The sequence below is a fragment of the Thioalbus denitrificans genome, from assembly GCF_003337735.1.
Lineage (GTDB): Bacteria > Pseudomonadota > Gammaproteobacteria > DSM-26407 > DSM-26407 > Thioalbus > Thioalbus denitrificans.
Genome location: NZ_QPJY01000004.1, coordinates 38,506 through 55,841, shown reverse-complemented (window position 1 = coordinate 55,841; position 17,336 = coordinate 38,506). Strand labels below are relative to the sequence as shown.

The window sequence follows — 17,336 nt, the reverse complement described above, 5'->3', positions numbered from 1 at the left end:
GTCAACATGTCCGAAACGGAAACCACCAGCGTACTCGTGATTGACGATCACCCCCTGTTCCGCAAGGGGGTGGCCGATCTGATCGCCATGGATCCCGGCCTGCGCCTGGTGGGCGAGGCCCCGGACGGCGAGTCGGGCGTGAAGCTCGCACAGGCGCTGTCGCCGGACCTGGTGCTGCTCGATCTGAACATGAAGGGCATGGATGGCCTGCAGACCCTGAAGGTGCTGAAGAGCGGCGAGCTCGACGCCCGGGTGATCATGCTCACCGTCTCCGACAGCGAAGACGACGTGGTGGGCGCCCTGCGCGCAGGCGCCGACGGCTACCTGCTCAAGGACATGGAGCCGGAGGAGATCCTGGCGCAGCTGGAGGAGGCGCGGCAGGGGCGGGTGGTCATCAGTGATCGGCTCACCGAGCTCCTGGCCCGGGCCCTGCGCGAGGAGACCCGGCCCCGCAGCGTGGCGGAATCGGGGCTCACCGAGCGCGAGTCGGAGATCCTGAAGCTGCTGGCCCGCGGCTACAGCAACAAGGTCATCGCCCGCGAGCTGGACATCGCCGAGGGCACCATAAAGGTGCACGTCAAGCACATCCTCAAGAAGCTCAAGCTGCGCTCCCGCGTCGAGGCCGCCGTCTGGGCGGTGGAGCAGGGCCACCGCTGAAAGGATCGTTTTATTATCCGCAGATTACGCCGATTACGCAGATAAACAGGTATTGCAATCCCGTTGCGATGTGAGCGGGTGAGGCGTTCAAGCCGATGCGGCGGGTGTCTGCATGGACAGCCGTCACCTGACCGAATGGCGGGTTTATCTGCGTAATCTGCGGACAAACCGTCTTTTCGGTTTCAGACCGCAGCCCCTTACGCCGGCTTTTCGAGATCCTCCAGGACTGCGCCGAGGAAGCGGGCGGCTTCGCCGCCGGTGACGGCGCGGTGATCGAAGGTGAGCGACAGGGGCAGGATGCGGTGCACGGCGGGGGCCCCGTCGACGGCCACGACGGCATCATGGGCCTTGCCGGCGCCGAGGATGGCCACGGTGGGCGGCAGCACCACCGGGGTGGCGTAGCGGCCGGCGAAGGTGCCGAAGTTGGACAGCAGGATGGTATGGCCGCGCAGCTCCGCGGGCGGGATGCTGCGGGAGCGGACATCGGCCTTGATCCGATCCAGTGCCGCGCGGAGGTCATCCGGCGGGCGTCCGGCCACATCGCGCAGGATGGGCACGAACAGGCCGTCGGTGGTGTCCACGGCGATACCCACGTGGATGGGTTTCAGCACCCGGCGTCCCACCGCGTGGGCGTCGTACCAGGCATTGAGGGCCGGTTCCCGGGCGCAACCGGCCACCAGGGCGCGGATCAGCCGCAGGGTCACATCCGCATCGGATGCCCAGGCCTGGATGTCCGCATCATCGTGGATCGAGACGCCCACCACCTCCGCGTGGGCGCGGCTCAGGTTCACGGCCATGGCCCGGCGCACGCCGCGCAGGGGCTCGATGGGGCCCACCTCGGCCAGGATGCGGGCGACCCGCTGCACGTCCGCCGCGGTAACGAGCCCGTCCGGGCCGCTCGGGGTGACGATGGCGAGATCCACCTCCAGCCGCTGGGCCAGGGCACGCACGGCAGGGGTGGCCTTCGCGCCCAGGGACTGCTGCTGCCGGGCCGGCGCAGCGTGTTCGCGCCGCGTCTCCGCAGCCGGCTTCTCCGCGCTCTCACCGGCGCCCTTCACCTCGCCCACCACCGTTCCGGTATCCGGCCGCCGTGAACCCTCGACGTCGAACTCCACCAGCGGGTCGCCGGTGTGGACCATCTCGCCGGGCTCGCCGAACAGGCGGGCAATGGACCCGGCGCGCGGCGAGGGGATATCCACGATGGCCTTCGCCGTCTCCACCGACACCAGCGGCTGGTCCTGCACCACGCTGTCGCCCACGGCCACGTGCCACTCCCGGATCTCCGCCTCCGGCAGCCCCTCGCCCAGGTCGGGCAGGTAGAACAGGTTCCCGTTCATCACCAGGCGCTCCATTTTTTGGTTATCCGCAGATTACGCAGATTACGCAGATATGTTGTTCCGGCTAGACGCGGCAGACGACAAACGGGCGGATAGCCTGCTGTCCGGCTGTGCTCTGGAGTGGCTGTGAAGCTGGTCTGTGCTACAGAGCATGCAGCCTCCCGGAACGAATCTGCGTCATCTGCGTAATCTGCGGATAACAAAACAAAACTTCATGCGTACTCCATGACCCCGCGCACTGCGGCGAGGATGCGCGCCTCGTCCGGGAGGTAGAGGTGCTCGAGGCGGTAGAGGGGCATGATGGTGTCGTAGCCGGTCACGCGCACCACCGGGGCGAGCAGGGTGGTGAGGCCGCGCTCCGCCAGTACCGCGGCGATCTCGGCGCCGACGCCGCCGCTGCGGGCCGCCTCGTGGACGATGACGCAGCGGCCCGTGCGGGCCACCGAGGCCAGGATGGTCTCCGTGTCCAGGGGCTTGACCGTGGCCACGTCGATGACCTCCGCCTCCACGCCCTCGCCCGCCAGGGTGTCGGCGGCGGCCAGGGTCTCCCGCACCAGCGCGCCCCAGGTCACCAGGGTCACGTCACCGCCCTCCCGCAGCACGAAGCAGGCATCGAGCGGCAGGGCCTGGCCGTCGTCCGCCACCGGCTCCTTCACCGCGCGGTAGATGCGCTTGGGCTCCAGGAACACCACCGGGTCGGGGTCGCGGATGGCGGCCAGCAGCAGGCCGTAGGCGCGGGCCGGGGAGGAGGGGATGACCACCCGCAGGCCCGGGATGTGGGCGAACAGGGCCTCGGTGCTCTCGGAGTGGTGCTCCGGGGCATGGATGCCGCCGCCGAAGGGGGCGCGCAGCACCATGGGACAGGTCAGGCGGCCGCGGGTGCGGTTGCGCAGCCGCGCGGCGTGGTTGAGCATCTGGTCCAGGGTGGAGTGGATGAAGCCCATGAACTGGATCTCGGCCACCGGGCGGAAGCCCTGGGCCGCGAGCCCCACCGACATGCCGGCGATGAGCGTCTCGGCCAGCGGCGTGTCGAGAACCCGGGCTTCGCCGAAGCGCTGCTGCAGGCCGGCGGTGGCGCGGAACACCCCGCCGTTGACGCCCACGTCCTCTCCCAGCACCACCACCGAGGGATCCCGCTCCAGCTCCCGGGCGAGCGCCAGGTTGACCGCCTCCACCAGGGTGATGCCGCCGTTCTCACTCATCGCCGCCGCCTCCCCGGACCAGCGACTCGCGCTGTTCGCGCAGCGCCGCGGGCAGCTCGGCGTAGAGATAGTCGAACAGGGACGCCGGTTCCTGCGGCGGCAGGCTCTCGTATTCGGCGACGGCCGCCTCCACCGCCCGGGAGCACTCGTCGAGCAGCGCCTCCTCCTCGGCCTTGCGCCATACCCCAGCGGCCACCAGGTGGTTGCGCAGGCGGACGACGGGGTCCTCCGCCCAGTGGCCGCTCACCTCCTCGGCGGGCCGGTAGCGGCTGGCGTCATCGGCGGTGGTGTGGTCGCAGAGGCGATAGGTCAGCGCCTCCACCAGGGTGGGGCCGCCGCCCTCCCGGGCCCGTCCGATGGCCTCGTCCAGCACCGCGCGCAGGGCCACCGCGTCGTTGCCGTCCACCTGTTCGCCGCTGAACCCCGCGGCGACGGCCTTCTGGGCGATGGTCTCCGCGGCGCTCTGGCGCGAGCGGGGCACGGAGATGGCCCACTGGTTGTTGTTCACCAGGAACACCAGCGGCAGCCTCCACACCCCGGCGGCATTGAGCGATTCGTAGAAATCGCCCTTGGAGGTGGCGCCGTCGCCGCAGACCGAAACCGCGACCCGCGGCTCGCCCCGCAGCCGGAAGGCCAGGGCCACGCCCACCGCGTGGCAGCTCTGGCTGGCCACCGGGACACTGATGGGGAAATCCTCCCGCGGGCCGGTGAAGCAGCTGCCCCGCTCGTCGCCGCCCCAGTAGAGGAGCAGTTCGCTCATCTTCACCCCCCGCGCAATCTGGGCGCCGGTCTCGCGGTAGGAGGGCACCAGCACATCCTCCGGGGCCATCGCCTCGCCGAGGGCGGCGCCGATGGCCTCCTGACCGAGGGTGGAGGCATAGGTGCCCAGGCGCCCGGTGCGCTGCAGGGCCACGGCGCGGGTATCGAACACCCGGGTCAGGACCATCGCACGGTAGAGGGCGACCAGGCATTCCGTATCACGGGCGAAGTCGGGCAACTCGGCCACGGCCTTCCCGGAAGGATCCAGGAAGCGGGTGTAGTCCATGGTGAAGCGGGCGACGATAGTCATTCCCGGGCACTCCCTGTGTCACACGCAGTATTGGACGGTCGCGGTGCGGCCAAAGTTTCCACTCCGTCACGCCATGGGGCGCCGGAACGTGATATTGATTCCGAACGTCATGGGTTCCACATTAAGGTTAGAATGGAATCGGCAAACTCCAAGGAGCGCTGCATGGATCTCTACAGCCACCGCGACAGCCTGGCCGCCTCCCGCGTACGCATCGCCTTCCGCCTCAAGGGCATCCCCTTCCAGGCCCACGACCTGCAGACGCTGCGCGAGGAGTGGGGGGAGACCCGGATGCTCGCCGCCGGCCTGAGCCTCGACGCCCCCGGCCCCCTGGTGGTGATGGACGGGCAGCGGGTGATGACCCAGTCACTGGCGGCCATCGAGTACCTGGACGATCTCTACCCCGATCCGCCCCTGATGCCTGCCGATGCCCGCGGCCGGGCCCGGGTGCGCTCCCTGGCGCAGCTGGTGGCCTGCGACACCCAGCCGCTGGAGGAACCCCGGGTGCAGGGGTTCCTGGCCGGGGAGCTGGGTCTCGACGCGGCGGCCAGGCAGCGTTGGCGCGAATACTGGCTGCAGCGCGGACTCATGCCGCTCGAGCACATGCTGAGGGACAACCCGGTCACCGGCCTCTACTGCCACGGTGACAGTCCCACCCTGGCCGACATCTGCCTGGTTCCGCTCCTGCGCATGGCCCTGGCGGCGGGTCTGGATCCGGGCCGCTATCCCACCGTGGCGCGTATCCACGCCCACTGCATCGGCCAGCCCGCCTTCGCCGCGGACGACTGACCGCAGGCTCCCCCGGGGCGCGGCAGGATGCCCGTCCGGCCGCTCCGTCCGGGGCGTCTCGCCCGCCGCTCCAAAAGCCCACTTCCCGAGGGGTTGAAAAGTCCGACGGAAACAGTCAGGATTTGCTGCAACCAAACCCGAGCAAATTAGTCGGAATAAGGGCGGACGCCCACGGTTTCCGCGCCCTGCCGGTGAGCGCCGGGATGTGCCGCAGCGGTGCCCGGCATGCCGGGTGAAGACCCACGACGGAGGTTCGAATGAGCACTGCCAACCACGAGATCGACGCCCTCATCCAGCAGAAATACAAGCACGGCTTCGTGACCGAGTTGGAGTCCGAGTCGCTTCCTCCGGGGCTGAACGAGGATGTCATCCGCGCCATCTCGGCCAAGAAGGGCGAGCCGGAGTGGATGCTCGAGTGGCGGCTCGAGGCCTACCGCCACTGGCTGGAGATGCCCGCACCGGAGTGGGCCCATGTCCACTATCCGCGCATCGATTACCAGGACATCGTCTACTACGCGGCGCCGAAGTCGAAGAAGGACGCGCCCAAGAGCCTCGACGAGGTGGACCCGAAGCTGCTGGAGACCTACGAGAAGCTGGGCATCCCCCTGGAGGAGCGCGCGGCGCTGGCCGGCGTCGCGGTGGACGCGGTGTTCGACAGCGTGTCGGTCGCCACCACCTTCAAGGACAAGCTCGGCAAGCTCGGAATCATCTTCTGCTCCTTCTCCGAGGCGGTGCGCGAGCACCCCGAGCTGGTGCGCAAATACCTGGGTTCGGTGGTGCCGCAGCGGGACAACTTCTTCGCCGCCCTGAATTCCGCGGTATTTTCCGACGGCTCCTTCGTCTACGTGCCCAAGGGGGTGCGCTGCCCCATGGAGCTGTCCACCTATTTCCGCATCAACGCCAAGTCCACCGGACAGTTCGAACGCACCCTCATCGTCGCGGACGAGGGCAGCTACGTCAGCTACCTGGAGGGGTGCACCGCTCCCATGCGGGACGAGAACCAGCTGCATGCCGCGGTGGTGGAGCTGGTGGCGCTGGACGATGCCGAGATCAAGTACTCCACGGTGCAGAACTGGTACCCGGGCGACGAGGAGGGGCGCGGCGGCATCTACAACTTCGTCACCAAGCGCGGCGAGTGCCGCGGGCGCAACGCGAAGATCTCCTGGACCCAGGTGGAGACCGGATCGGCCATCACCTGGAAGTATCCCAGCTGCATCCTCACCGGGGACAACTCGGTGGGCGAGTTCTACTCCGTGGCGCTGACCAACAACCGCCAGCAGGCCGATACCGGGACCAAGATGGTGCATATCGGCAGGAACACCCGCAGCACCATCATCTCCAAGGGCATCTCCGCGGGACGGGGCCAGAACGCCTACCGCGGCCTGGTGAAGGTGACCAGGTCCGCCGAAGGGGCGCGCAACTACACCCAGTGCGACTCGCTGCTGATGGGCGACAAGTGCGGCGCCCATACCTTCCCCTACATCGAGGTGAAGAATCCCTCCGCCCAGGTGGAGCACGAGGCCACCACCTCCAAGATCAGCGAAGACCAGCTGTTCTACTGCCTGCAGCGGGGCATCTCCACCGAGGAGGCCGTGACCATGATCGTCAACGGCTTCTGCAAGGAGGTGCTCAAGGAGCTGCCCATGGAGTTCGCCGTGGAGGCCCAGAAGCTGCTGGGCGTGAGCCTGGAAGGGGCCGTGGGCTGACCCGCCCGCGCACGCATTAACGCACTCACGAACTCACGCACTCACGAGGTTTTACCATGCTTACCATCAAGAACCTGACCGCCAGCATCAACGACAAGCCGATCCTGCGCGGCATCGACCTCGAGGTGAAGCCCGGCGAGGTGCACGCCATCATGGGGCCCAACGGCTCCGGCAAGAGCACGCTCGCCAATGTCCTGGCCGGCCGCGAGGATTATGCCGTCACCGGGGGCGAAGTCTCCTGGCAGGGCCGGGATCTGCTGGCGCTGGCCCCCGAGGAGCGGGCCCGGGAAGGCATTTTCCTGGCCTTCCAGTACCCGGTGGAGATTCCCGGGGTCAGCAACGTCAACCTGCTCAAGGCCGCCCTCAATGCGAAGCTCAAGCACCTCGGGCGGGAAGAGCTCGACGCCTACGACTTTCTCGCCCTGGTGAAGGAGAGGATGAAGCTGGTGCAGATGCGCGAGGACTTCCTCTACCGGGCCGTTAACGAGGGGTTCTCCGGCGGCGAGAAGAAGCGCAACGAGATCCTGCAGATGGCGGTGCTGGAGCCGCTGCTCGGCATCCTCGACGAGACCGACTCGGGGCTCGACATCGACGCCCTGAAGATTGTCGCCGACGGCGTCAACACCCTGCGCGCACCGGATCGCTCCTTCATCGTGGTGACCCACTACCAGCGGCTGCTGGACTACATCGTGCCCGACCATGTCCACGTCCTGGCCCATGGCCGCATCGTGAAGTCCGGGGGCAAGGAGCTGGCACTGGACCTCGAGGAGCGCGGCTACGGCTGGATTGCCGAGCTCGAGCGCAGCACCGGCGACGACGCGAGGGCATGACCATGACCGCCACCAGCAAAGCCGCAATCCACTACCTGGAGCAGTTCCGCGAACGGCAGCCGGAGCTGTCCGGCCAGGGCCTGGTTTGGCTGGACGGTCTGCGCCGCAACGCGCTGGAACACCTGGCCGCGACCGGTTTCCCAACGCTTCGCGACGAGGCGTGGAAATACACCAATGTCTCCAGCATCACCGGGCAGGTGTTCACGCCGGCCGCGCCGGGGACGGCGGTTCCCGATCGCGCCCAGATCGAGTCGCTGCTGCAGCTGCGACTGGACGGTCCGCGCCTGGTCTTCGTGAACGGCCACTACCGGCCGGAGCTCTCCAACCTGCCGGGACTCGGCGCAAGCGTGCGGGTGCGTCCCCTGGCCGCGGTGCTGGCGGAGCAGGGCGAGTCCCTGCGTCCGCACCTCGCCTGGCTGCCCGAGGACGGCAGCGGCTTCACGGCCCTGAACACCGCCTTCATGTCCGACGGCGCCTGCATCGAGCTGGCCCCCGGGGCCCGGATCGAGGAGCCGCTGCACCTCGTCTTCGTGGGCGGAGAAGGCGCGCTGGCATCGCCGCGCAACCTGGTCATCGCCGGGGCGGAAAGCTCAGCCACGGTGGTGGAGGAGTACGTGGGCCCGGAGGGCAGCCGCTACCTCACCAACACCCATACCCGGATCAGCCTGGCGGAGAAGGCGCAGCTGGTGCACTACCGCCTCAACCGCGAAAGTCTGCGCGCCTTCCACGTGGGCGAGCTGCGCATCCGCCAGGCGGCGGGCAGCCGGCTCGTCTCCACCGCCGTGGCGCTGGGCGGGCTCATCTCCCGCGCCGAGGTCCGGGTCGATTTCAGCGGCGAGGGCGCCGAGACCCGCCTCAACGGCCTCTACGTCGCCAGCGGCCGGCAGCACACGGATCACCACCTGCACATCGACCACCGCCTCCCCGGCTGTACCAGTGAGCAGTTCTTCAAGGGGGTGCTCGACGGCGCCGCCCGCGGGGTGTTCAGCGGCCGGGTGGTGGTGCATCCCGATGCCCAGCACACCGATGCCCGGCAGTCGAACAAGAGCCTGCTGCTCTCCCGCAACGCCGAGATGGACGCACGTCCGCAGCTGGAGATCTACGCCGACGACGTGAAGTGCGCCCACGGCGCCACCGTGGGGCAGCTCGATCGCGACGCGCTGTTCTACCTGCGCGCCCGCGGCGTGGGCGAGGCCGAGGCTCGGCGCCTGCTCATCCACGCCTTCGTGGGCGACGTGCTGGCGCGGGTCCCGCTGGTGCCCCTGCGCCAGGCGCTGGAGCGGCTGCTGTGGTCGCGGCTGGACCGGCAGGAGGCGGCAGGGGCATGAATGCCGCCGGTGGACAGTCGGGCATGACGGCCGTCACGACCGGCGCAATGACCCTGCCCCTGGACGTGGAACCGATCCGGGCGCAGTTCCCGGTGCTGCACCAGGAGGTCAACGGGCAGCCGCTGGCCTACCTGGACAACGCGGCGACGACACAGAAGCCCCGCGCGGTCATCGACGCCGTGTCCGGCTTCTACGAGCGCGATTGCGCCAACGTCCACCGCGGGGTCCACGCCCTGAGTGCGCGGGCGACGGAGGCCTACGAGGCCGCGCGGGGTTCGGTTCAGCGCCGTCTCAACGCCCGTCGGCCCGGGGAGATAGTCTTCGTCCGCGGCGCCACCGAGGCCATCAACCTGGTGGCCTGGAGTTTTCTCCGCCCGCGCCTGCAGGCCGGTGACGAGATCCTGGTCACCGAGATGGAGCACCATGCCAACATCGTGCCCTGGCAGCTGCTGTGCCAGCAGATCGGGGCGCAGCTGCGGGTGGTGCCGGTGACCGACAGCGGTGAACTGCGGCTCGAGGCGCTCGACGGACTGCTGGGCGATCGGACCCGGCTGCTGGCGCTGACCCATGTATCCAATGCGCTCGGCACCATCAACCCGGTGGCGGAGATCGTGGCCCGGGCCCATGCGCGCGGCGTGCCCGTGCTGGTGGACGGCGCCCAGGCGCTGCCCCATGTGGCGATGGATGTGCAGGCCCTGGACGTGGATTTCTACGTTTTCTCCGGCCACAAGACCTATGGGCCCTCGGGCATCGGGGCGCTGTACGGAAAGCATGAGCATCTCCAGGCGATGCCGCCCTGGCAGGGTGGCGGCGAGATGATCCTGTCGGTGACCTTCGACCGGACCACCTTCGCCGCGCCGCCCCTGCGCTTCGAGGCCGGCACCCCCGACATGGAGGGTGCGATTGGGCTCGCCGCCGCGCTGGAGTGGCTGGAGTCCGTGGGGCTGGAGCGGGCCGCGGCTCATGAACGGGAGCTGCTGGATCATGCCACCCGGGCCCTGCGGTCGGTGCCCGGCGTGCGCATCATCGGCACGGCCGCGGAGAAGGCCGCCATCATCTCCTTCACGATGGAGGGCGCCCATCCCCACGATATCGGCACCATCCTCGATCACGAGGGTATCGCCGTGCGCACCGGTCACCACTGTGCCCAGCCGCTCATGCGCCGCTTCGGTGTGCCCGCCACCGCGCGTGCCTCCTTCGCGCTCTACAACACCCACGCGGAGGTGGAGCGCCTGGTGGAGGGGCTGCACCAGGTGCGCCGGGTGCTGGGCCGTTGACGCGGTTCGCCACGGAAACCTGAATTTTGAATAGACAGGATTTACAGGATTGACAGGATGTTACGGATGGGACGCTGCATGGCAATTGGCGTGTGTTGATCAATGCATACGACTCTGTGCAGCTAGAAAGAACTTGAATCGGCGTAATCGGCGTAATCGGCGGATTAATCTTCTCGGAATCCAGTTAATCCTGTGAATCCTGTCTATGAACAAGCGGTACACAGCGGCAGTACGGAATCAGGAGGTGTAGCAGTCATGTCGGATCTGAGGGCGTTGTACGAGGAGGTCATCCTCGAGCACAACCGCAAGCCGCGCAACTACATGAAGCGCCCGGAAGGCGCCAACCGCAGCGCCTATGGCTTCAACCCCATCTGCGGCGACGAGTTCACCATCCACATGACCGTGGAGGACGGGGTGGTGAAGGATGTGGGTTTCGAGGGCGCCGGCTGCGCCATCTCCACCGCCTCGGCATCCATGATGACCCAGGCGGTGATGGGCAAGACCGAGGCCGAGGCCGAGGCCCTGTTCGAGGCCGTGCGCGACCTGCTCACCCACGATCATCCCGATCCCGCCACCGCGGGCAGGGTGGGCAAGCTGCAGGTGCTGACGGGGGTGCGCGAGTTCCCCATGCGGGTCAAGTGCGCGACCCTGGCCTGGCACACCATGCATGCGGCCATGCACGGCGTCGACGGGACGGTCAACACCGAGGAGCCGGAGGAGCACCACCAGTGCGCCATCGGCGGCGGCCATTGATCGGACACGACCCGGGGGTCAAGGGCAGTGCTAGGCTGGTTGAAGAGAAAACCGGAGGAGAAGGTGGATATAGAGACGCTGTACAGTCAGGTGGAGGAGCGGCTGCGCACCATCTACGATCCGGAGATACCCGTCAACATCTATGACCTGGGGCTCATCTACCGGCTGGATATCGATCCCAGCGGCGTGGTCTCCATCGACATGACCCTGACGGCCCCCGGTTGTCCCGTGGCCCAGACCTTTCCCGGCAAGGTGGCCGAAGAGGTGCGCCAGGTGGAGGGAGTGAAGGACTGTGTACTCGAACTGGTCTGGGATCCGCCCTGGGACCGCAACCGCCTGAGCGAGGCCGCGCGCCTGCAGCTGGGGCTGCTTTAATTCGGGGACAGTTTACTTATTTCCCGGGCACCGCGGTTGCTGAGCGAGCATGCTCCTCCCGGAAATAAGTAAACTGTCCCCGAATTAAAGCGGGGAACAGGGAACAGGGCACTCGGCCAACCGGCAACTGAAAACTGAAAACTGAAAAACCATGTCCGACTGGATTAACGTCGCGCCGGCCGATGACATCGCGCCGGGGCAATACCGCACCGTGAATATCGATGGCGCCGAGATCGCGGTCTACAACCTCGACGGGGGGTTCTACGCCATCGAGGATGTCTGCACCCACGACGGCGGCTGCCTCGCCGGCGGCGACCTGGAAGGCGATGAGATCGTCTGTCCCCGTCACGCGGCGAAGTTCAACATCAAGACCGGGGAGGTGACCGCGCCGCCCGCCTACGAACCCGTCAGCACCTTCCCCGTCCAGGTGACGGACGGCATGGTCCAGGTCCGCGACGACCGCTGGGACTGACTGATCATCCACAGATTACGCAGATTACGCCGATTGGAATCTACCCGGGGTCCTGATAACGCGGAAATCATCCGGGGTGATCAGTAGCTGCCTGCACTGGCCCGGCCAGCCACGGGAAATCTGCGCAATCTGCGTAATCTGCGGATAAGAAAGACCGTGTCCGGAATCAGAGCCGGAACCGGTAGCGGCCCGATTCGTCCGGTTCCTCCTCCACCCCGCCGCTCTCGCCGCCCATGCGCATCTTGAGGGCCAGGTCGTTGCGGGAGTCGGCGTTCTTGAGCGCCTCCTCGCGGGTGATGAGGTTCTTCTCCCACAGGCTGTAGAGGGCCTGGTCGAAGGTCTGCATGCCGATGATGGTGTTCTCGGCGATGGTGTAGGGAATCTGGTCCACTTCGGCTTTCTGGATGCGGTCGGCGATATCCGGCGCGCCCAGCATCACTTCCACCGCGGGGACGCGCATCTCGTCCACGCCGGTCACCAGCCGCTGGGCGATGACCGCCCGCATCTGCAGCGACAGGTCGTGGAGCAGCTGGCTGTGCACCTGCAGCGGGAAGAAGTTGATGATGCGCTCGAGGGTCTGCTTGGCGTTGTTGGCGTGCAGGGTCGAGAGCACCAGGTGGCCGGTCTCGGCGTAGCTCATGGCGTACTGCATCGTCTCCATGTCGCGGATCTCGCCGATCAGGATGATGTTCGGCGCCTCGCGCATGGCGTTCTTGAGGGCGTGGCCGTAGGTGAGGGTGTCCACCCCCACCTCGCGCTGGTCGATCACGCACTTCTTGTGGTCATGCACGAACTCGATGGGGTCCTCGATGGTGAGGATGTGCCCCGACTTGTTCTGGTTGCGGTAGTCGATCATGGAGGCCAGGGTGGTGGACTTGCCCGAGCCGGTGGGTCCAACAACCAGGACCAGCCCGGTCTTCTCCATGATCAGATCCTTGAGGATCATGGGCAGGCGCAGGCTTTCCAGGGAGGGGATGACCGACTTGATCTGGCGCAGCACCATGCCCACCTCGCCCCGCTGCCGGAAGACGTTGGCGCGGAATCGCCCCACGCCCGGGAGCGCGATGGCGAAGTTGCACTCCATGGTCTCCTCGAACTCGTCGATCTGTTTCCGGTTCATTACCCCGTAGGCGATATCCTTGACCTTCCCGGGGGGAAGCGGGGTCTTGCCTACCGGCAGGGTCTCGCCCTCGATGTTGAGGTGGGGGACGGTACCGGTGCTGAAGAACAGGTCGGAGGCGTTCTTCTCCACCATCAGCTTGAGCAGGGGCGTGATGTCCATAGGCGCGGGTTCCGTGCATGGCCAGTGGGTTATGATGCCTTCAGCATAGACGCTCAGGGCGCGGCAGGGTAGCGGACCGGCCCCCGAGTGTGAACCCTTTCGCAGGCTCCCCGCTTCAGGCGACCCGAGCCACCCCCCCGCGCCGCGGATCGCCGGCGCCGGAGAGGCGTCCGCTGCCGGTGTCGCGGAGCACCGAGTGGGCACCGCCGAAGAACAGGTTGCGGCCCTGCCAGACCTCGCACTGACCGGCCAGACCGCGCAGCAGCTCCACCTGATCAGGCGCGAAACCGCCCTCCACGCTGAGCCGTTCGCCCTCCAGGTGCAGCCTGGGCGCGTGCACCGCGCCGCGCAGGTCCATGCCGGAGTCGGCCAGGTTCATGACCACCTGCAGCAGGGCGCTGCGGATGCGGTTGGAGCCACCCGAGCCCAGCGCCACGTGGCGGCCGTCCGGCAGCAGCAGCAGGCTCGGGGCCATCATGGAGGACATCCGGGTGCCGGGCTGCCAGCAGTGGAAGCCGTGGGGATTGAGGTCCTCCTCGCCGAGCATGTTGTTGAGCATGATGCCGGTCCCCGGCAGGACATAGCCGCAGCCCTCGCCGTTGGAGACGGTCATGGCGGCCATGTTGTCCCCGGCATCGATGACGCTGATGTGGGTTGTGCCGCGGCGTGCGGCGGGATGCCCCAGCACCCGTTCCCGGTAGTGTCTCAGGCAGCCCGGGTCGAGGAGGCTCGCGGCATCCAGGTGGGCGGTGGGCCGATCGGCGTGGTGGCGTACCCGGGCCTCGTTGGTCAGCGCCATGACCCGGACCAGTCCCTCCAGGTGGGCGTCGGTGCCGAAATCCAGCGTCCCGCGCGGCAGCGCTTCCAGGAGTTTCAGGGCGAAAGCCACCAGCAGGCCGCCGGAGGAGGGGGGCGGGTTGGTGTAGAGCCGGCTGCCGCGGTAGTCCACCCGCAGCGCACGGCGCTTGATGACCCGGTAGTCGCGCAGATCCGCGTCCACCAGGTGTCCCCCGCCCTCGGTGCTGTCGCGTATCAGCCGCCGTCCCATCTCGCCCCGGTAGAACAGCCGTTCCCCCTCGCGGGCAAGTGCCTCCAGCGCATCGGCCAGCTCCGGCTGGCGCAGCAGCTCCCGGTGGCCCACCAGCCGTGCCGGATCACGGCGGCTGCCATAGACCGCCAGCGCGCCGGGGGTGCTGCGGAAGATGATGCCGACGATATCGAAGATATAGGACTGGAAGGCATTCAGGCGCAGCCCTTCGCGCGCGAGCGCCACGGCCGGCGCCACCAGGTCGGTCATGGGCAGGCGGCCGAGCTCGCGGTGGACCCGGAACAGCCCCTTGACGGCGCCGGGTACCGCCATCGAGCCCATGCCGATGTGGAACTCCTGCTGGGCGGTGCCGAAATCGGCCACGATGGGGTGGAAATCGAGTTCCCGGGGCTGGCGCCGGTGGGCGGGAGTCTGGGTGAAGAAATCGTAGAGGAGCGGCGTCTTCCCCTGCGGGCGGGCCATGAGAAATCCGCCGCCGCCGAGGGACGCCAGCACCGGCTCGGCCACGCAGGCGGCCAGGAAGGCGGCCAGGCAGGCGTCGAAGGCGTTGCCACCCGCCTCCAGGACTTCCACCGCCGCGGCGGCGGTGCGTGGATGCCCGGCGGCCACCACGCCGCGCTGGGGCGCCCGCAGCGGGCGCCGTCCTGCTCTTCTCACCGGTCTACCCCCGACCGTGTTGTGTCATGAGTAGAGGATAGCGCGCCGGGACGCCCCTGATTAGCCCCCGGACGCCGGGGGGATTATCCCGGCGAGCACGCCGAAGTGATCGCTGGGCCAGGTGCCGTGGGGATCGGGGTGGTTCAGCACCACGCGCACGGCGCCGAAGCACGGTGCGGCCGCCTCCGGGCGGAAGAGGGCGTGGATGTGGTCCAGGGTCGCGGGCCGCTCCAGCGGCGCCGTGAGGGGATTGGCGGGGTCGAAGGTCGCCGCTGGCGTGGCGCCCGAGGCGTCCCAGCAGGAACGGGCCCTCCAGCCGTGGACGCCGTCCCCGAGGGCGCGCAGCTCGGGGCTGTCCGGCGCCGCGTTGATATCGCCCGCCAGCAGCCGCAGCCGCGCGGGTGCGCCCCACAGGGGGGCGGCAAGCACCGCCTCCAGCTGCTTCCGGCGCGTCCCGCCCGCGCCGGGCAGCCAGCTCAGATGCAGGCAGGCCGCGGTGATCGGGCCGCCGGGACGTTCCAGGCGCGCCAGGAGGGCGCGCCGCTCGCCGTCCCCGGCCAGCGAGGGCAGGGTCAGATCGGACTGTTCCAGGATGGGCCAGCGGGAGAGCAGGGCAAGCCCAGCCCAGCAGTCGAGCTGTCGATCGCCCACCCGGCGCACCTTCCGGCGCATGGGGAGGAGCGCATGGTGGAAGCCCAGGCGGGCGGCGAGCGCCGCGGCGGTATCGAGCCCCGCGGCCGGCGCCAGCAGGCACTCCTGCAGGGCCACCACGTCGGGGGCGAGTTGCGCCAGTCCCGTTCCCATGGCCTCCAGCCGCGCGGGGTAGTCGCCCTCGCCCTTCCAGGTGTTCAGGGTGACGATGCGCAGCATGGAGCCTTCGCGGGGGTTCCGAGCGGGACGGCGTCAGTGCGTCATGGCCGCCGGCCTCAGCGGCACTCGCCGACGGAGCCGGGGCGGCAGCGGCGGCGGTCGGTCCAGCTGGCGTTCCCGAGCTGGGCTCCCTCGAGCCGGATCCCGGTGATATCGGCGCCGCTGAGGTCCGCCTTCTCGAGATTCGCTTCACTCAGGTCGGTGTCGTAGAGCGAAGCGCCCACCAGCCGCGCCTTCACGAGTGTCGCGCCCGTGAGCCGGGCCGATTCCAGCGAGGCCCCCTCGAGGTTGGCCTGGGTGAGGTCGGCGCCGGCCAGGTCGGCGCCATCCAGCCGGGTCCGTTCCAGGTTGGCCCCGGTAAAGTCGGCACCGATCCCGGTCATGCCGCTCAGATCCGCATCGTAGAGGCGGGCGCCGGTCAGCCGGGCACCGCTGAGATCCGCCTGGTAGAGGCGGGCGCGTTCCAGCCGCGCGCCGTTGAGCCGGGCGTCGTTCAGGGCCACCGAGCCCAGGTTGGCCCCCACCAGCGTCGTGCGGCGCAGGCGGGCCCCGTTCATGCGGGCCTCGGTGAGGTCCGCGAAGCTGAGGTCGGCACCGTCCAGGTTGGCACCGTCCAGGTTGGCCCGGGTCAGATTGGTCCGCACCAGGACCGCGTTGCTGAGATCCTGGCCCTGCAGATCCGCGCCCACCTTGTCGCAGCGGGACCAGTTCACCTGGGGGCCCGGCGGATCGTCGCAACCGGCGTGGACGGGCGGGGCCAGGCACAGCATTGCCAGCAGCAGGAAAGTCTTGCGGTTGATTTCCATGGGTGTCCCGAATTCGTTCGCGGATTCAATCTACCATTCGACATCATAAGTGATTGCGCGTTGCAGCATTAACTGCGCTTGAGTGGCCGAGTGAGGCGCGTGTGCGCATAATAGCCCGCTCGTGACGTTGGAATTAACCCCGTCAGGCACTGCGGGGGGCTTTTTGACACGAATTCGAAAACCAGACGCTGGCACACAGCACGAATGAGAGGAGGGAAACCGATGCGCGTGATTCTGCTCGGAGGTCCGGGCGCAGGCAAGGGTACTCAGGCCAACTACATCAAGGAGCGGTACGGTATTCCGCAGATCTCCACCGGCGACATGCTGCGTGCGGCGGTGAAGGCGGGAACCCCGCTCGGTATCGAGGCGAAGAAGGTGATGGATGCCGGGGGCCTGGTCTCCGACGACATCATCATGGGCCTGATCAAGGAGCGCCTGCAGCAGCCCGACTGCGCCAAGGGTTACCTGTTCGACGGGTTTCCGCGCACCATCCCCCAGGCCGACGCGCTGCGGGAACAGGGTGTCGGCGTCGACGCCGTGGTGGAGATCGATGTCCCGGACGAGGAGATCATCCGCCGCATGAGCGGGCGCCGCGTCCACCTGGCCTCCGGCCGCACCTACCACGTGGTCTTCAATCCGCCGAAGGAAGAGGGCAAGGACGATGCCACCGGCGAGCCGCTGATCCAGCGCGACGACGACAAGGAGGAGACGGTGAAGGCGCGCCTGAAGGTCTACCATGACCAGACCGAGCCGCTCATCGACTACTACACCCGCTTCGCCGACAGCGGCGAGCAGGGTGCTCCCAAGTACATCAGGGTCAACGGCATCGGCAAGGTGGACGAGATCCGGGACCAGATCTTCGCCGCTCTCGGCTGAGACGC

17 protein-coding genes are annotated in these 17,336 nt (G+C 68.1%); 10 read left to right on the top strand and 7 right to left on the bottom strand.

The genetic code is table 11. The features are described from left to right. The first annotated feature begins 6 nt into the window (after window positions 1-6). Entirely contained in the window at window positions 7-657 is a 651-nt protein-coding gene (gene narL / locus DFQ59_RS10235; protein WP_114279611.1) for a two-component system response regulator NarL, read from the top strand. A 197-nt stretch (window positions 658-854) separates the two neighbouring features. On the opposite strand, the gene DFQ59_RS20530 is transcribed toward narL, so the two are convergent. The 3 genes from DFQ59_RS20530 to pdhA all read right to left on the bottom strand — a co-directional run bounded on the left by DFQ59_RS20530 (window position 855) and on the right by pdhA (window position 4,265). After that, entirely contained in the window at window positions 855-2,009 is a 1,155-nt protein-coding gene (locus DFQ59_RS20530) for a dihydrolipoamide acetyltransferase family protein (protein ID WP_281268247.1), read from the bottom strand. Window positions 2,010-2,206: 197 nt separating this feature from the next. Continuing rightward, the gene (locus DFQ59_RS10225) at window positions 2,207-3,196 is read right to left on the bottom strand and encodes an alpha-ketoacid dehydrogenase subunit beta (RefSeq protein ID WP_114279610.1); all 990 of its coding nucleotides are present in this window, start codon (window positions 3,194-3,196) and stop codon (window positions 2,207-2,209) included. Next, window positions 3,189-4,265: a pyruvate dehydrogenase (acetyl-transferring) E1 component subunit alpha gene (pdhA, locus tag DFQ59_RS10220; RefSeq protein ID WP_114279609.1), complete on the bottom strand. Its 1,077-nt coding sequence runs from the start codon at window positions 4,263-4,265 to the stop codon at window positions 3,189-3,191. The genes DFQ59_RS10225 and pdhA overlap by 8 nt, the downstream gene beginning before the upstream one ends. A 162-nt stretch (window positions 4,266-4,427) precedes the next feature. On the opposite strand from pdhA, the gene maiA reads away from it, so the two are divergent. From maiA to DFQ59_RS10180, 8 genes are all read left to right on the top strand, one after another. Continuing rightward, on the top strand, window positions 4,428-5,051 hold the full coding sequence (gene maiA, locus DFQ59_RS20525; RefSeq protein WP_114279608.1) for a maleylacetoacetate isomerase: 624 nt from the start codon (window positions 4,428-4,430) through the stop codon (window positions 5,049-5,051). Between the two features lie 257 nt (window positions 5,052-5,308). Next, the gene (gene sufB, locus DFQ59_RS10210; RefSeq protein WP_114279607.1) at window positions 5,309-6,757 is read left to right on the top strand and encodes a Fe-S cluster assembly protein SufB; all 1,449 of its coding nucleotides are present in this window, start codon (window positions 5,309-5,311) and stop codon (window positions 6,755-6,757) included. Window positions 6,758-6,813: 56 nt separating this feature from the next. Next, window positions 6,814-7,587, top strand: a complete 774-nt coding sequence (gene sufC / locus DFQ59_RS10205) for a Fe-S cluster assembly ATPase SufC (protein ID WP_114279606.1) — start codon at window positions 6,814-6,816, stop codon at window positions 7,585-7,587. A gap of 2 nt (window positions 7,588-7,589) precedes the next feature. Beyond that, entirely contained in the window at window positions 7,590-8,915 is a 1,326-nt protein-coding gene (sufD, locus tag DFQ59_RS10200; RefSeq protein ID WP_114279605.1) for a Fe-S cluster assembly protein SufD, read from the top strand. Window positions 8,916-8,938: 23 nt separating this feature from the next. Next, a complete protein-coding gene (locus DFQ59_RS10195) occupies window positions 8,939-10,192 on the top strand; it encodes a cysteine desulfurase (RefSeq protein ID WP_114279775.1) in 1,254 nt (417 codons plus the stop codon). A 255-nt stretch (window positions 10,193-10,447) separates the two neighbouring features. Next, complete coding sequence (sufU, locus tag DFQ59_RS10190; RefSeq protein WP_114279604.1) at window positions 10,448-10,945, top strand: Fe-S cluster assembly sulfur transfer protein SufU; 498 nt, start codon at window positions 10,448-10,450, stop codon at window positions 10,943-10,945. 63 nt (window positions 10,946-11,008) lie between these two features. Then, window positions 11,009-11,320 carry an SUF system Fe-S cluster assembly protein gene (locus tag DFQ59_RS10185; protein ID WP_245937250.1) on the top strand — a complete coding sequence of 104 codons (312 nt, stop codon included), beginning with the start codon at window positions 11,009-11,011 and terminating at the stop codon, window positions 11,318-11,320. A 151-nt stretch (window positions 11,321-11,471) separates the two neighbouring features. Then, window positions 11,472-11,792, top strand: a complete 321-nt coding sequence (locus DFQ59_RS10180) for a non-heme iron oxygenase ferredoxin subunit (RefSeq protein WP_114279603.1) — start codon at window positions 11,472-11,474, stop codon at window positions 11,790-11,792. A 166-nt stretch (window positions 11,793-11,958) separates the two neighbouring features. On the opposite strand, the gene DFQ59_RS10175 is transcribed toward DFQ59_RS10180, so the two are convergent. From DFQ59_RS10175 to DFQ59_RS10160, 4 genes are all read right to left on the bottom strand, one after another. Beyond that, complete coding sequence (locus DFQ59_RS10175; RefSeq protein WP_114279602.1) at window positions 11,959-13,074, bottom strand: PilT/PilU family type 4a pilus ATPase; 1,116 nt, start codon at window positions 13,072-13,074, stop codon at window positions 11,959-11,961. A gap of 115 nt (window positions 13,075-13,189) precedes the next feature. Beyond that, the gene (locus tag DFQ59_RS10170; RefSeq protein ID WP_245937249.1) at window positions 13,190-14,779 is read right to left on the bottom strand and encodes a gamma-glutamyltransferase family protein; all 1,590 of its coding nucleotides are present in this window, start codon (window positions 14,777-14,779) and stop codon (window positions 13,190-13,192) included. Window positions 14,780-14,839: 60 nt separating this feature from the next. Further along, on the bottom strand, window positions 14,840-15,649 hold the full coding sequence (locus DFQ59_RS10165) for an endonuclease/exonuclease/phosphatase family protein (RefSeq protein WP_114279601.1): 810 nt from the start codon (window positions 15,647-15,649) through the stop codon (window positions 14,840-14,842). A gap of 56 nt (window positions 15,650-15,705) precedes the next feature. Beyond that, on the bottom strand, window positions 15,706-16,455 hold the full coding sequence (locus DFQ59_RS10160) for a pentapeptide repeat-containing protein (RefSeq protein ID WP_114279600.1): 750 nt from the start codon (window positions 16,453-16,455) through the stop codon (window positions 15,706-15,708). A 222-nt stretch (window positions 16,456-16,677) separates the two neighbouring features. Here DFQ59_RS10160 and adk point away from each other — a divergent pair, with 222 nt between their 5' ends. Next, window positions 16,678-17,331, top strand: coding sequence for an adenylate kinase (gene adk / locus DFQ59_RS10155; protein WP_114279599.1), 654 nt, complete (start codon window positions 16,678-16,680; stop codon window positions 17,329-17,331). Window positions 17,332-17,336 lie beyond the last annotated feature (5 nt).